Below are 15,465 nucleotides of genomic sequence, written 5' to 3'. Positions count from 1 at the left end.
CGCCGCTCAGCCGCCGCCGCCCGCCAGGGCTTCGGTGACCGCGCGGCGCAACTGGGTCGGCGTGACCGGCTTGTGAAGCAGCCCCAGGCCCAGGCCGGTGATCGTCCGCTGGGTTTCGGGGCTGGTCTCGCCGGTCAGCACCAGGGTGGGGACCGGACCGCACAGACCGCGCACGCGCGCCACGGCGTCTGTGCCGGTCTCACCGGCGCGCAGGCGGTAGTCGGCCAGGATCAGGTCGGGACAGCGGCCGTCGGTCCGCAGCAGGCGCGCGGCCTCGGCCCCGGAGGCGGCGCCCAGCGTCTGGTATCCCCAGTCCTGCAACTGCCCTTCCGTGCCCATGAGCACGATGGCGTCGTCGTCGATGACGAGAACCAGCGTCTCGGCCGCCGGGCGCCGGCCGTCGGCGGCCGGCGGAGCGGTGTGCGCGTCGGGCGGCTCGGCGGCGTGGTCGGGCGCCGCCAGCGGCGTCTCGACGGAAAACACCGAGCCTTCGCCGACGCGGCTGTCGACGTCCACCGGCAGGTCCAGCAGCATGGACAGGCGCCGCACGATGGCCAGCCCCAGCCCCAGACCCTGTTCGCGGTCGCGCTCGGGGTTGCCGACCTGATGGAACTCGTCCCACACGCGCTCCAGGTGTTCGGCCGGAATGCCGATGCCGGTGTCGCGCACTTCGATCAGCGCCGCTTTCCGTTCCGGCAGGGAGCGGCAGGTCACCGCGATCTCGCCTTCCGGCGTGTAGCGCAGGGCGTTTTCCACAAGATTGCGCAGGATGCGGCCCAGCAGCGTGCGGTCCGTGCGGGTCCAGGCCGTGCAGTCGGCGACCCGGAAGGCCAGGCCTTTTTCGAGCGCCCGGTCCTCGTATGCCGCGCGCAGGTCCTCCAGCACCGCCTTCAGCGGGAACCGCTCCAGGCGCGGCTCCACCATGTTGGCGTCCAGGCGCGAGACGTCGAGCATGCTGTCGAGCAGCCCCTTCAGGGCGTCCAGGGCGTTGGTCAGGCGTCCCAGGCGGTCTGAGCCTTCCGCGTCCTTCAGGTGCGGGCGCAGGCTTTCGGTGAAGAAGAACAGCGACTGCATGGGCTGGCGCAGGTCGTGGCTGGCGGCGGCCAGGAAGCGCGACTTGGCCCGGTCGGCCCGTTCCGCCTCGTCCTTGGCGCGCCGCAGCTCCCGCTCCATCGCGGCGCGATGGGAGATGTCGTAAAAGGTGCAGGCCGACAGGATCATCCGTCCGTCCGGGGCGAAGACGGGCGCGGCGTTGACCATGAAGGTGGTCACCCGGCCGTCCCCGCGTCGGTAGCGCATTTCCATCAACGGCGTCGGCTCGCCGGTGAGCAGGGGCCGGGCCAGCGGGTACTCGTCCGCCGCATAGGGCCTGCCGTCCTCGTGCAGGCCGCCGAACTCCCCGTAGGCGCTGACGTCGGAGGTTGGCGAGATGGGGTGCCCGAGAAGCCGCTCGGCCTCGCTGTTGTGCAGGATCACCTTGCCGGTGGGGGCCTCGGCGACGATGACGCCCGCCGGCATCTGCTCGATGATGGCGCGCAGCAGCCGGCGCTCGCGGTCCAGCTCGGCCGCCAGGCGGTCGCTTTCCTGTTCGGCCCGTCGCAGGTCGGTGATTTCGGTGACGACCGTTCCGGCATGGACAACCCGCCCCGTGTCGTCGGTGACGGGAAACCACCCGGTGCGGAAGTGCCGCTTGGAGCCCGGCGGCTTCAGCGTCTCGGCGTACACCTCGAAAGGCGCCGGCGCCACGCCGGTGGCGAAAATCTGCGCGATGACGGGCATGACGTGCAGCGCCACGTCGGGCAGCAGATCGCCGATGCGCCGGCCGATGTGTTCCTCGGCCGGCAGGCCGTTGATCTCGGCCATCCAACGGTTGATCCGGGCGAAGCCGCCGGCGTCGTCGAAGTAGGCGAAGCCCACCGGCGCGTGCTCGAACAGGGCTTCCAACTGCCGCTCCGCCATGGCGCGGCGTTCGGCGGCGGTGGGCAGCGCGCCGTCGCCGAGCGAGCGGAGGAAAACGCTCGCGCCATCGCCGCAGGGAAAGGCGCGCGCCGACCACGACGTCGCCGTCGCGCCATGGTCCAGGTCCGCCGCCTGGGCGGTCCCGGTTTCGCGAACCCGTCGGCAGAGGTGGCGCAGGGCGGCTCCGAAATCGGCGCCAAACGCCGCGGCGAGCGACCGTCCCACGGCCGTGTCGGCACCCGCCGACAGGTCCTCGGCCGCCGCATTGGCGAAGATGACCCGGCCGCCCCGGTCGACGTGCAGGATGGCGTCGGCGGTGCTGTCGAGCAGCCGGCGGAGTTGGACCGAAGCGTCGAAGGCGGCGGGCTCGGAGGGCACGGCGGCGGCGTCTCCCGTATTCTTGCGGGTGGGGCGTCCGACGCCGCCCCGTCGGCGCTCCGGCGGGATCAGACGCTGGTGCCGCCCACCGTCAGCGGTTCGACCAGAAGCGTCGGCTGGCCGACGCCGCACGGCACGCCCTGGCCTTCCTTGCCGCAGGTGCCGATGCCGGGGTCAAGGCCCATGTCGTTGCCGATGGCCTTCACCCGCGTCAGCACGTCGGGGCCGTTGCCGATCAGGGTCGCACCCTTGACCGGCGCGCCGAGCTTGCCGTCCTCGATCATATACGCCTCGGAGGCCGAGAACACGAACTTGCCCGACACGATATCCACCTGACCACCACCGAAGTTGACGGCATACAGGCCTTTCTTGACGCTTCGGATGATGTCTTCCGGATTGGCGTCGCCGCCTTCCATGTAGGTATTGGTCATGCGCGGCATGGGCGCGTGGGCGTAGGACTGCCGCCGCCCGTTGCCGGTGGGCTGGGCGCCCATGAGGCGGGCGTTCAGGCGGTCGAAGATGTAGCCGGTGAGAATCCCGTCCTCGATCAGCACCGTGCGGCTGGTGGGCGTGCCCTCGTCGTCGATGGTCAGCGACCCGCGGCGGTCGGGCAGGGTGCCGTCGTCCACGACGGTGACCCCCGGCGCGGCGACGCGCTTGCCCATGCTTTCGGAAAAGGCCGAGGTCTTCTTGCGGTTGAAGTCGCCCTCCAGGCCGTGGCCCACGGCCTCGTGCAGCAGCACGCCCGGCCAGCCGGGGCCGAGCACGACGGGCATTTCACCGGCCGGCGCGTCGATGCTGTCCAGGTTGACCACCGCCTGGCGGATGGCCTCGTCGACGGCGGCCTTCCAGGCGTGTTCCTCGACCAGTCCGTCATAGGTGACGCGCCCGCCCATGCCGTGGCTGCCGGTCTCCATGCGGTCGCCCTTTGCCACCATGACAGAGACGTTCATGCGCACCAGCGGGCGGATGTCGGCGGCCATGGTGCCGTCGGCGCGGATGATGTGGACCGCCTGCCACGAGCCGGTCAGCGAGGCCATCACCTGGCAGACGCGCGGGTCCTTGGCGCGCGCGTAGGCGTCGATTTCCGCCAGCACGCGCACCTTTTCCTCAAAGGGCACCATCGGCAGCGGGTTCGCGTCGGTATAGAGCGCCTTGTTGGTGCCCGCCGGCGGCTCGGCCATGGTGCCGCCGGCCCCCCGGCGCACGGCCTTGACCGTGTCGGCGGCGCGGTTCAATGCGGCGTCGTCGAGCGTGGTGGCATGGGCGAAGCCCGTCGCCTCGCCCGAGACCGCGCGCAGGCCGAAGCCCTGGGCGGTGTCGAAGCTGGCGGACTTCACGCGGCCGTCGTCATAGGCGATGCTCTCGGACTGGCGGTACTCCAGGTACAGTTCGCCGTCGTCGCACCCGTCCAGCGCGCCGGCGACCGTCGCCTGGGTGCGGTCGCGGTCGAGCCCGGCCTTGGTGAAGAACAGGTCCTCTGTGACGGCGATGTCTGCCATGGCGGTGCGTCTCCTGAAGCGCGGCGTCGCGGTATGGTCGTCGGTCGGTCTTGCCACGGACGTGCGCGCCCTGGCAAGCGGGTCCTCCCCATGTGGGGCGGGAACCGCCGCATGTCACGGGATGCACCACCCGACCGGGGAGTGTTCGCGACCGGCTTCAGGCGGTAAACAGGATGGGCGCCGTTTTCGCGCGCCAGGAGCCCGTCCCATGCCCGATACCGCCGCCGCCGTCCTGTCCGAGCACCCGTTGCGCGCCATGCTCAGCAACGAGGTCCATGCCCGTCCCCACGAACAGCTGGAGGGTCCGTGGCGGGCGACGCACTTCGCCATGCTCTCGGGCGAGCGGGGATCGCAGGAGGACCGCGACCTGCTGACCGGGCTTCTGGCCGATCACGGCCTGCCGGCCGCGCCGGAGGGGGCGGTCTACCATTCCGTCGACCTGGGCCCGGTGCGCCTGCGGTGGGAGCGGCACACCGAGTTTTCCACCTGGACGTTCCTTCTGCCCGGGGCCTTCGATCCCGCGGCGCCGTTCGCGCAAACGGCCCTGGACGCCGTGCCGGAAGCCTGGCTGCGGCGCCTGCCGGGGCAGCTTCTGGTCGCCATGCACGTGGTCATGGACGCCCGCGAGCGCGGTTTGGACGAACTTGCGGAGCTGTTCGGCAGCCGCGTTTCCGGCAGCCGCGTCGGCGGCGGGGCGGGCGCGGTCTACACTGATTTCCTGCTGCGCGGCGACGGGTTCGGCCGCGCGCTCATCGTCAACCGCCGCCTGACGCCGGGCCAGTCCGGGCGCACGCTCCAGCGCCTGCTGGAGATCGAGACGTACCGCATGATGGCCCTGCTGACCTTCCCCCAGGCGCGCGAGACGGGGCCGCGCCTGTCGCGTATCGAGCAGGGCCTGGCCGAGGTGACGGCGGAACTGGCCGAGAGCAACGGCGGCGCCGACCGCGACCGCCGCCTGCTGGGCCGCCTGACGGAATACGCCGCCGAAACCGAGCGCCTTCTGGCGGCGCTGAACTTCCGCCTGTCGGCCTCGCGCGCCTACCATGCCATCGTGCGCCGGGCGGTGGCCGACCTGCGCGAGGAGCGCATCGAGGGGCTGCAGACCTTCGCCGAGTTCCTGGCCCGCCGCCTGTCGCCGGCCATGAACACCTGCGAGTACGTCGGCGAGCGCATGGAAACGCTGTCCAAGCGCCTGACGCGCGCCGGCGACATGCTGCGCACCCGCGTCGATATCGCACTGGGCGAGAACAACCGCGATCTGCTGCACAGCATGAACCGCCGCGCCGAGCTTCAACTCAGGCTTCAGGAGACGGTCGAGGGACTGTCGGTGGTGGCCATCAGCTACTATCTGCTGGGGCTGGTGGGCTATGCCGCCAAGGGACTGAAGGAGGTGGGGCTTTTGCCCGTCGACCCTGCGGTGGCGGTGCTGGCCGGCCTGCCGGTGGTGGTGGCGCTGGTGCTGGTTGGCGTGCGCCGGCTGCGCAAGGCCGTCACCAAGCGCGGGCACTGAGGCAGGGGCGGGCGGAGGCCGTCGGCCGGGGTCACTCGGCGTTGCGGCGCAGCCAGGTCCACGCGCCGGCCAGGAAGGCGATGTTCAGGGCCGGAATCGCGAAGGCCTTGAAGGCGGCCCAGGTGTCGGTGTCGAAGCTGCGCCACACCACCTCGTTCAAACCCGACAGCACCAGCAGGAAGGTCACCAGCGCCAGCGTCAGGTGCTTCCAGGCCTCGGGCCGGGCGCGCGTCCCGGCACCGAACACGGTGCGCAGCGGCAGGCGGCCGAAGGCGAGCGCGGCGGCAAGGACCACCGCCACGGCCGTGTTGCTGATGGTGGGCTCCATCTTCACGAAGCGCGGATCGGTCAGCACCAGCGTCAGCCCGCCGATGGCGCCCACCGACACCAGGCTCGCCACCGGCACCAGGGGAATGCGCCGCTCGCCGCGCCAAGAGACGGCCGTCGAGATCAGCGTGCCGGCGATCAGCAGCGCCGTGCCGACGTAGATGTCCCAGATGCTGGTGCCGACGAACAGCAGCAGCGCCGGGCCCAGTTCCAGAACCATGCGGCGGATGTTGCCGCGCAGGTCCCAGCCGTCGGCCTTGGTGTGGCCGGCGGCGGTGGCGGCATTGGCGGGGCTGTCGTGCTTGTCGGTCATGGCGTGACGGAAACGCGCGCGGGGGTGAAGGGGATCGGTGTCATGCGGCGGCTCAGGACCCGAACAGGGCGCCGAACATGTCCGGCATGGGCAGGTCCGGCGTCTGCTCCGGCATCACGAACAGGCTGCCCAGCACCACCAGCCCGAACAGGCCCAGGATAACCCCCGAGCCGCGGTTCAGCCAGAGCAGCCAGCTGGGCGAGAACTTGTGCCGCACCGCGCCGGCCAGCGCGCTCAGGCACAGCCACCACAGCGCCGAGCCGACGAAGACGCCCAGGATCAGAAGGCCCGCATCCAGCCGATCGTCGGCCACCTGCACCGCGCCCATGGAGGCGAACACCGCCATGAAGGCCAGGATGGTCGCGGGATTGGTCAGGGTGATCACGAAGGACGAAGCGAAATCCCGCCACAGGCCCATGTGGACGTCGGGCGTCTGCCACAGTGTGGGCTTGGTGCGGAAGGTGCGCAGGCCCAGCACCAGCAGGAACACGCCGCCCACCAGCGACAGGATCGTGCGGTGATCGAACAGGAAGTCCGACACCAGCGTCAGCCCGAAGCCTGCAACGGCGCCGTAGAGCGTGTCGGCCACGGCGGCGCCCAGGCCGGCGATCCAGGCGGCGACGCGGCCGTCGGCCAGCGCGCGGCGGATGCACAGAAGGCCCACCGGCCCCACCGGCGCCGCGATGGCGAAGCCCACGGCCACGCCCTTGAAGAAATAGTAGTCCATGCCTTGCAGTCTTTGGCGGCGACCCCCGATGGCCGCCGGCGGCACAATACCAGATATATCCCAGGATGCGACCGTTAGCTCTGCTCGTCCCGCGCCTCCGCGGGGTCGTCGAAGCCTTCGCCGGCGTAGAACCGGTCCACCTGTTCCTGCGACAGCACCGGCTCCAGTTCCAGCGCATCGTCGCGTCCCGCGGCCGGGGCCTGCTCGTCGTCGCGCCGCGCCGGGCCGCGGTAGGCCGGGTCGTCGCGGCGGCGCCGGTCGGGGCCGAAGTAGCTCTTCAGCCGCACATAGCGGCGCGGCCGCTCGATCACCGCGCGGATGCGGCTGAACAGGCTCGCGGCGGAGAACGGCTTGATGAGGTATTCGTTGGCGCCCGCGTCGCGCGCCGTCACCACATGGAACTTGGTGGCGTGGGCGGTGACCATGATGACCGGCAGGAACGGGTCCGGGCTGTCGGGGGCGGTGCGCAGAAGGCGCGTCAGCTCCACCCCGTCCAGGTGCGGCATCTCCCAGTCGGCCAGCACGATGTCGGGCTTGCGCAGGCGGACCATTTTCAGGGCCTCGGCGCCGTCGGGCGCCTCGCGGATGTCGCTCACGTTCAGCGCCTTGAGCGTCGTGCGGACGAGCTGTCGGCCGAAGGCGCTGTCCTCGGCGACAAGGATACTGAGGCGGGAGAGGTCCAGTCCTGGCATGTGTGGCTTTTCGGATCTGGAGGTCGGGCTCAGGTCGGCGGGGGTGCGACGCGCACCGCGTTGCGTCCGCCGTCCTTGGCGGCGTACAGCGCGTCGTCGGCGGCCTTGATGACGCGCTGGTAATCGGGATGGCCGTCATGCAGGGCTGCCCCGACGGAGATCGTCACGCGGATCTTGACGCCGTCGCCGACGTCGATCGGTCTGGCCTCCACCTCCCGGCGGATCGCTTCGGCCTTGGCCGCCAGGGTGGATGCGTTCATTTCGGCGAGCACCAGCAGGAACTCCTCGCCGCCGTATCGGAAGGCGAAATCCCCGGCCCTGACGCAGCCGCTCAGGGTTTCCGCCAGGGACACCAGCACCCGGTCGCCGCCGTCGTGACCGTAGGTGTCGTTGATCGCCTTGAAATGGTCGCCGTCCACCAGCATGACCGCGAAGGGGCGGCCGTGGCGCATGCTCATGGCGACCTCGCGTTGCAGGATGGACGGCAGGAAGCGCCGGGTCAGCAGGCGGGTCAGGCTGTCGCGCCCGGTTTCCAGCTCCACGGCGTGGGTGGTGACCGATGACAGCAGGAACGCGACCTCCGTCACGTCGCGGTCAAGCTGGCGGATCAGGTCGATCGTCGGATGGTTTCCGGCCCGCGCCTCGGCGATCCTCCGGGTGATGGCGGCGACCATCTCGCGCAGCACGTCCAACTCCCGCATTCCGCCGAAAGCGAGGTCCGCCTTGTGGTTCAGCCACAGGCCGAAATCGCTGGTTTCCAGCGGCGGCAGGACGGCAGCCTGCACCTCGTCGTCGTACAGGGCGACCATCACGCTGCGCAGCCAGTCGAACAGCGACGCCTTCAGCCGCTCTCCTTCCAGCGCCAGGCTTTCGCCGCTCATGTGCATCTTGAGGCTCTGACGCTGGCGGACGTTGCCCACCATGTCGCTCAGGTATGCCTCGTGCATGTTGTCGGCGAGCGTGTCCAGCACGTCGCCCAGGAACAGGATGGCGTCGCCGGTCTGCTCGGGGGGCAGCGTCGTCTCGTTGCGCATCAGCCGGCGGGCCATGTCGCGCTTGATGACGCGCATTCCCAGGGTGATGAGCGTCAGGGGAATGTCGACCCGGGCGTGGACCGCGCCGACGTGAAAGTTGCGCTCCACCAGCGTGCGCATGTCGTCCTCGTCGCGCACGCTGAAGACTTCGGCGATCCACCGGGCCATGGACGCCCGCAGGCGGGTGCGGACCAGGTCGTGACTGAGGTAGGTGGCGGCCTTCGGATCGTTCAGCAGGGTGTCATAGAAGACGTCGGCAAGGGCCCCGGCGTCGTCGCGGGCGCACGCGGCGACGCGGTCCCGCAGGGCCGGGCTGGTGTCGCGCCACAGGTTGGACAGCGCCCGCACGGCGGTGGCGTTCGCTTCAACCGCGCGCGAGCCGGACCCTCCCTCGGTCATGTGCGAGGAAACGGCGCCAGCGCCGGCGCCGGAGGCGCCCCCGTCAGCATTGGGCATGGTATCGGCCTCCCCTCAATTTCTTTGGGGTCAGACTATGCTAAAGGGAGTAGAAATATAACCCCTTTGGGAAAACCCCGTTCGTTCCGTACCATGTGCCGTGGGACCTATGCCGGCACCGGCAGCGACTCCGCACGGAACCGTCGCGCCGGCGCCGCCAGGGCGTCCTGCGCCTCGATCAGGGCAAGCTCGCGCCCGCCGGCCCGTTCAGTGGCCTCGAACACCGTGAACAGGCCGTTGACGGCGGCTTCCAGCGCCTCGGGCACGCGCCGGCTGCGCAGGTAGTGGCCCAGGAACAGGGCGGCGAAGGCATCGCCCGAGCCGGTCGGCGGATGCGCCAGCGGGATGCGCGGTGTGGAGATGATCCACGCCCCTTCCGGCCCGCGTGCCAGCACCTCGATCCGCTGCGGATCGGCGTCGCAGCGCCGCAGCGACGTGACCATGACCACCCGGGGGCCCAGGGCGCGCAGGGCGTCGACGGCCTCGACCACCTGGCTCATGAGGGAGCAGGGGCGGCCTGTCAGCAGCTCCAGCTCAAACTGGTTGGGCGTGGCGAGGTCGGAGCGGGGGATGACCACGTCGCGCATCAGGTCGGGGATGTCGGGCTTGACGTAAAGCCCGCCCGGCCCGCCCGTGGCGTCGTGGTCGCCCATGACCGGATCGCAGCAGTAGATGGCGTCGGGATTGGCGGCCTTCACGGCGTCGGCGGCTTCCACCACCGCATGGCCGATGCCGGCGTCGCCCAGGTAGCCGGACAGCAGGGCGTCGCAACGGCCGAGCACGCCGCGCTCGCCGATGCCCCGGACCGTGTCGCGCACCAGGTCGGCCCCGAGGACGGTGCCGCGCACGGTTTCGTAGCCCGTGTGGTTGGAGAAGTGCACGGTGTGCACCGGCCACACCTCGTTGCCCAGGCGCTGCAAGGGGAACACGGCCGCCGAGTTGCCCACATGGCCGTAGGCGACGTGGGACTGGATGGAAAGGATCGCCAAGAGTGGCCTCCGGGTCCGGAACGCGATGGCTCCGCACTATAAGCCCCATGGAGAGGCGGGCAACGGGCCATTTCCGGGCCATGGCCCCGGGCGCCGTCATGAATCGGCAAAAGCGATCAAAAATCTTTGGTAAATCGGATGGATCGGCAGACGCCAATCCCTGCATAAAGAGGGCACGGCGACGCGCCGTCCTGCCTGCCCCGGTCGATCCCGCGGCGCGTCGTTATCCCCGGCCCGCACGCCTCTCCCCCTCCTCCGGCGTGCGGGCCACCTATTCCTCAGAAAATGACCCGCAGCGCCTCATCTGGGTTCGAATGTTTCACATCCGGCTTGTCAGGCGTGCGCGGCGGGGATAGTGTGCGGCGCAGCACGCGGGCGGTTTTCGCCCGTCGATCCATGCGCAACGCCGCACACAGGAAGGGAGAGCGTTTCATGGCCACCGTGACCCGCCCGCGCCGCAGTGTCCTCTACATGCCGGGGTCCAACACCCGCGCACTGGAGAAGGCCAAGACCCTGGCCGCCGACGGCCTGATCCTGGACCTGGAGGACGCCACCGCGCCCGACGCCAAGGAGGAGGCCCGCCGAAACGTGGTTGCCGCCGCCGGCCAGTACGGCAAGCGCGAGGTGCTGATCCGCGTCAACGGCCTGAACACCCCCTGGGGCCATGACGACATCAAGGCCGCCGCGTCGTCGGAAGCCGACGGCATCCTGCTGCCCAAGGTGGAAAGCGCCGACGCCGTGCGCCTGTGCGAGCGCATCATGGACGAGGCCGGCGCGCCGGCCGACATGGCCATCTGGTGCATGATGGAAACGCCGCTGGGCATCCTGCACGCCGAGGAGATCGCCAACGCGACTCCGCGCATGGGCGGCTTCGTCATGGGCACCTCGGACCTCGCCAAGGACCTGCATGCCGAACACACGAAGATGCGCCTGCCCTTCGTCACCAGCCTGGGTCTCTGCGCCCTGGCGGCCCGCGCCTACGGGCTGGCGCTGCTGGACGGCGTGTACCTGGACCTGCAGGACGACGAGGGCTTCAAGGAAAGCTGCGTGCAGGGCCGCGAGTTCGGCTTCGACGGCAAGACGCTCATCCACCCCAAGACCATCGGCATGGCCAACGAGGCCTTCGCGCCGAGCGCCGAACAGGTGGAATGGTCGCGCCGCATCATCGACGCCCACGCCGAGGCCGTGAAGGAAGGCAAGGGCGTGGTCGTCGTCGACGGCAAGCTGATCGAGAACCTGCACGTGGAAAACGCCAAGCGCCTCGTCAGCCTGTCGGAACAGATCGACGAACTGGACGCGGCGGCGGGGGCGTAAGGCCCTCGCACCGCGACGCTTTTTTTGAACCACCAAGGCACCAAGACACCAAGAGGCCGGTGCCGGGCTTACGGCATCGGCTTCCTCGGCCGCGTGCGAAGCACGCTCCACCGCTTCTGAATCAAGCCGGGCTGCGCCCGGTGGCGCGGTCATGGATGGTGCGGCAAGCCGCGCTGTCTTGGTGCCTTGGTGTCTTGGCGGTTCACCCCCACTCCACCGCCGTCTCACGCGGAGACAACAGTCATGACCAAGACCAAGACAAACCCCGGCAATTACTTCGAGGATTTCGCCATCGGGCAGGAAATCCGCCACGCCACGCCGCGCACGGTGACGGAAGGCGACATCGCGCTCTACACCGCGCTCTACGGCCCGCGATTCGCCGTGCAGTCGGCCGCCGACTTCGCCATGGACCTGGGGTTCGAGGACATGCCGGCCGACGACCTGCTGGTCTTCCACATCGCGTTTGGCAAGACCGTGCCCGACATCAGCCTGAACGCGGTCGCCAACCTGGGTTATGCCGACGGCCGCTTCGGCGTGCCGGTCTACGCCGGCGACACCATCCGAACCACCAGCGAGGTCATCGGCCTGAAGGAGAATTCCAACGGCAAGACCGGCGTCGTCTACGTGCGCTCCCGCGCCGTCAACCAGGACGACCAGATGGTGGTGGAATACTGCCGCTGGGTCATGGTCAACAAGAAGGACCCCGCCAGCCCCGCGCCCGAGGCCGTGCTGCCCGACCTGCCCAAGGCGGTGACGCCCGAGTCGCTGCGCCTGCCGACCGGCCTGCGCCTGGACAAGTACGACTTCCAGCGCGCCGGCTCGACGTTTGCGTGGGAGGACTACGAGCCGGGGGAAAAGATCGACCACGTCGACGGCATGACCATCGAGGAGGCGGAGCACATGATGGCCACCCGCCTCTACCAGAACACCGCCAAGGTGCACTTCAACCAGTTCGAGCAGGCCAAGGGCCGCTTCGGCAAGCGCCTGATCTACGGCGGCCACATCATCAGCCTGGCCCGCGCACTGTCGTTTAACGGGCTGGAAAACGCCTTCAAGATCGTCGCCATCAACGGCGGAACCCATTGCAATCCCACGTTTGCCGGCGACACCATCCACGCCTGGACCGAGGTGGTGGAGAAGAACGAGATCCACGAGCGTCCTGATCTGGGCGCGCTGCGTCTCCGTACCATTGCCACGAAGGATCGCCCTTGCGCGGACCACCCGCTCAAGGGGGATGACGGCAAGTACGATCCGCAGGTGGTTCTCGACTTTGACTACACCGTTCTCATGCCCCGTCGGCAGCCCTGACGCCTACCCACCCGGGTGGGTGTGGTCCCGGTCCAGCCCACCCGGGAGCGTTGACAGGGGTGGGGCGAGGGGATAAACCTTCTGCCGCATTGCCGCATGACTCCTGGCGTCTCCCGGAACGCCGTGACGAGGGGGCGCGTGCATCGCCCCGGCGCTTGCCGCCGGCGGGGTTCGCGCGGATCGGAGTCGGGCGCGGCATCCTCCCCGCGGGTGGGAGGGGTGGCCGTGCCCTCGCCAAGACGAGGCGCCGCGCGCGCCGCGACGTATGGGAACAGGCGCGGAAACGCGCCGCAGACTTATGCGCGTCCGCTATCGGGCGCCGACCGTCGAAGAGGCTGACGCCATGAAATCTGACACTCGGCCGTTGTCGCCGCACCTTCAGGTCTACAAGCTGCCCATCGAGGGCAAGCTGTCGATCCTGCATCGCATCACCGGCGTGGGAATCTCCATCGGCATGCTGCTGCTGACCTACTGGGTGGGCGCGGCGGCCTACGGACCGGAGACCTACGACGCCGCCATGGGGTTCATCACCTCGTGGTTCGGCTATCTGCTTCTGCTGGGCTTCTCGGTCGCCTTCTTCTTCCACACCGTCAGCGGTATCCGCCACCTGGTGTGGGACGTGGGCGTCGGCCTGACCAAGGAAGAAGCGCGCCGCTCGTCGTACGCCGTCATCGCGGCCACTGCCGTGCTGACCGTGCTCGCCTGGATCATCGGTCTGGCCTGAGGGGGAAAATACTCATGAGCCTGCGTTCTCCTCTCGGCCGCGTCCGCGGCCTGGGTTCCGCCAAGGAAGGTGTCGGTCACTGGATCGCCCAGCGCGTCAGCGCGGTCGGCCTCATCGTGCTCGGCTTCTGGTTCGTCACCGCCATCATCTCCAACGTCGGCGGCGACTACGCCACCTTCACCCGCTGGCTGAGCAATCCCGGCAACGCCACCATGATGATCCTGACGATCGGCGTCAGCTTCTGGCACATGGCGCTGGGCCTTCAGGTCGTCATCGAGGACTACGTCCACGGCGGCGCCCGCGCGCCCTCGCTGATCGCCGTCAAGCTGGTGAGCTTCGCGCTGGCCGCCTTCGGCATCCTGTCGGTCCTCAAAGTTGCCTTCGGAGGCTGAGGTAAATGGCTGAATACGACATCATCGACCATGAATACGACGTGGTGGTCGTCGGCGCCGGCGGCGCCGGCCTCCGGGCCACCTTCGGCATGGTCGCCGCCGGCCTGAAGACGGCCTGCGTCACCAAGGTTTTCCCCACCCGCTCCCACACCGTCGCCGCCCAGGGCGGCATCGGCGCGTCGCTCGGCAACATGGCCGAGGACAAGTGGCAGTGGCACATGTACGACACCGTCAAGGGCTCCGACTGGCTCGGCGACCAGGACGCCATCGAATACATGTGCCGCGAGGCCGTGCCGGCGGTCTACGAGCTGGAGCACTTCGGCGTGCCGTTTTCGCGCACCGAGGACGGCAAGATCTACCAGCGCCCGTTCGGCGGCCACATGCGCAACTTCGGCGAGGCCCCGGTGCAGCGCGCCTGTGCGGCCGCCGACCGCACCGGCCACGCCATCCTGCACACGCTCTACCAGCAGTCGCTGAAGCACAACGCCGAGTTCTTCGTCGAGTTCTTCGCCGTCGACCTGCTGATGGACCCGGAAGACGGCTCCTGCCGCGGCGTCATCGCGCTGGACATGGCCAACGGCACGATCCACCGCTTCCGCGCCCACCAGACGGTGCTGGCGACCGGCGGTTACGGCCGCGCCTACTTCTCCTGCACCTCGGCGCACACCTGCACCGGCGACGGCAACGGCATGGTCGCCCGCGCCGGCCTGCCGCTCCAGGACCACGAGTTCGTGCAGTTCCACCCGACCGGCATCTACGGCTCGGGCTGCCTGATTACCGAAGGCGCGCGCGGCGAGGGCGGCTACCTCACCAACTCCGAGGGTGAGCGCTTCATGGAGCGTTACGCCCCGACGGCCAAGGACCTGGCCTCGCGCGACGTCGTCTCCCGCGCCATGACCATGGAAATCCGCGAGGGTCGCGGTGTGGGTCCGAACAAGGACCACATCCACCTGCACCTGGAACACCTGGGCGCCGACGTGCTGCACGCCCGCCTGCCGGGCATCACGGAAACGGCCAAGATCTTCGCCGGCGTCGACGCCACGAAGGAGCCGATCCCCGTGCTGCCGACCGTGCACTACAACATGGGCGGCATTCCGACCACCTACATGGGCGAGGTCGTGCGTCCGACCAAGGACAACCCCGACCAGGTGGTCGGCGGCCTGATGGCCGTCGGCGAGGCGGCCTGCGTGTCGGTCCACGGCGCCAACCGCCTGGGCACCAACTCGCTGCTCGACCTGGTGGTCTTCGGCCGCGCCGCCGCGCACCGCGCCGCGGAACTGGTCAAGCCGGGCACCAAGCACAAGCCGGTTCCCAAGTCCGCCGATGACCTGGCGCTGTCGCGCATCGACCGCATCCGCAACGCCAACGGCTCGCTGACCACCCACGAGATCCGCTCGAAGCTGCAGGGCACCATGCAGAACGACGCGGCGGTGTTCCGCACCAAGCAGAGCCTCAAGGAAGGTCTGGACAAGGTCTCCGAGATCGCCGGCCTGCTCAAGGACCTCAAGGTCACCGACCGGTCGCTGGTGTTCAACACCGACCTGACCGAGGCGCTGGAGCTGGAGAACTTGATGGCGTCGGCGCTCGCCACTATCTCGGGCGCCGAAGCGCGCCAGGAGAGCCGCGGCGCGCACGCCCACGAGGACTACCCGGACCGCGACGACGCCAACTGGATGAAGCACACGCTCGCCTACGTCGATCACGACTACAAGGTCACCCTCGATTACCGTCCCGTGCACACCTACACGCTGACGGACGAGGTCGAGTACATCGAGCCCAAGAAGCGCGTGTACTGATCGGTCTGATTGAACGCAGACGACGCCTGTTGCGAGGAAAAAGA

The 15,465-nt window shown here is 69.3% G+C and carries 13 protein-coding genes; 6 read left to right on the top strand and 7 right to left on the bottom strand.

The features are described 5' to 3' along the window. Positions 1-6 precede the first annotated feature (6 nt). Positions 7-2,337: a PAS domain-containing protein gene (locus tag C882_RS22900; protein WP_009539220.1), complete on the bottom strand. Its 2,331-nt coding sequence runs from the start codon at positions 2,335-2,337 to the stop codon at positions 7-9. Between the two features lie 68 nt (positions 2,338-2,405). Next, entirely contained in the window at positions 2,406-3,839 is a 1,434-nt protein-coding gene (gene tldD / locus C882_RS03790; protein ID WP_009539219.1) for a metalloprotease TldD, read from the bottom strand. 208 nt (positions 3,840-4,047) lie between these two features. Between tldD and C882_RS03785 the strand changes: the two genes are divergently transcribed. Further along, a complete protein-coding gene (locus C882_RS03785) occupies positions 4,048-5,349 on the top strand; it encodes a DUF3422 family protein (RefSeq protein WP_009539217.1) in 1,302 nt (433 codons plus the stop codon). A gap of 31 nt (positions 5,350-5,380) precedes the next feature. Here the strand turns inward: C882_RS03785 and C882_RS03780 are convergent, their stop codons facing one another. From C882_RS03780 to pdxY, 5 genes are all read right to left on the bottom strand, one after another. After that, entirely contained in the window at positions 5,381-5,989 is a 609-nt protein-coding gene (locus tag C882_RS03780; RefSeq protein ID WP_009539216.1) for an inner membrane-spanning protein YciB, read from the bottom strand. Positions 5,990-6,041: 52 nt separating this feature from the next. Then, complete coding sequence (locus tag C882_RS03775; protein ID WP_009539215.1) at positions 6,042-6,716, bottom strand: LysE/ArgO family amino acid transporter; 675 nt, start codon at positions 6,714-6,716, stop codon at positions 6,042-6,044. Positions 6,717-6,790: 74 nt separating this feature from the next. Then, entirely contained in the window at positions 6,791-7,408 is a 618-nt protein-coding gene (locus tag C882_RS03770) for a response regulator (protein ID WP_009539214.1), read from the bottom strand. Positions 7,409-7,437: 29 nt separating this feature from the next. Beyond that, on the bottom strand, positions 7,438-8,898 hold the full coding sequence (locus C882_RS03765; protein ID WP_009539213.1) for a diguanylate cyclase: 1,461 nt from the start codon (positions 8,896-8,898) through the stop codon (positions 7,438-7,440). Between the two features lie 107 nt (positions 8,899-9,005). After that, positions 9,006-9,887 carry a pyridoxal kinase PdxY gene (gene pdxY / locus C882_RS03760; RefSeq protein WP_009539212.1) on the bottom strand — a complete coding sequence of 294 codons (882 nt, stop codon included), beginning with the start codon at positions 9,885-9,887 and terminating at the stop codon, positions 9,006-9,008. 432 nt (positions 9,888-10,319) lie between these two features. Between pdxY and C882_RS03755 the strand changes: the two genes are divergently transcribed. From C882_RS03755 to sdhA, 5 genes are all read left to right on the top strand, one after another. Then, positions 10,320-11,201, top strand: a complete 882-nt coding sequence (locus C882_RS03755; protein WP_009539211.1) for an HpcH/HpaI aldolase/citrate lyase family protein — start codon at positions 10,320-10,322, stop codon at positions 11,199-11,201. 243 nt (positions 11,202-11,444) lie between these two features. Beyond that, positions 11,445-12,509: a MaoC family dehydratase gene (locus tag C882_RS03750; RefSeq protein WP_009539210.1), complete on the top strand. Its 1,065-nt coding sequence runs from the start codon at positions 11,445-11,447 to the stop codon at positions 12,507-12,509. Positions 12,510-12,852: 343 nt separating this feature from the next. Then, positions 12,853-13,233, top strand: a complete 381-nt coding sequence (sdhC, locus tag C882_RS03745; protein WP_043643642.1) for a succinate dehydrogenase, cytochrome b556 subunit — start codon at positions 12,853-12,855, stop codon at positions 13,231-13,233. Positions 13,234-13,247: 14 nt separating this feature from the next. Next, entirely contained in the window at positions 13,248-13,625 is a 378-nt protein-coding gene (sdhD, locus tag C882_RS03740) for a succinate dehydrogenase, hydrophobic membrane anchor protein (protein ID WP_009539208.1), read from the top strand. A gap of 5 nt (positions 13,626-13,630) precedes the next feature. After that, positions 13,631-15,421 carry a succinate dehydrogenase flavoprotein subunit gene (gene sdhA / locus C882_RS03735; RefSeq protein ID WP_009539207.1) on the top strand — a complete coding sequence of 597 codons (1,791 nt, stop codon included), beginning with the start codon at positions 13,631-13,633 and terminating at the stop codon, positions 15,419-15,421. Positions 15,422-15,465: the final 44 nt, after the last annotated feature.

It is taken from the genome of Caenispirillum salinarum AK4, assembly GCF_000315795.1.
Taxonomy (GTDB): Bacteria; Pseudomonadota; Alphaproteobacteria; order Rhodospirillales; family Rhodospirillaceae; genus Caenispirillum; species Caenispirillum salinarum.
This window is presented reverse-complemented; position numbering and strand designations above follow the sequence as displayed.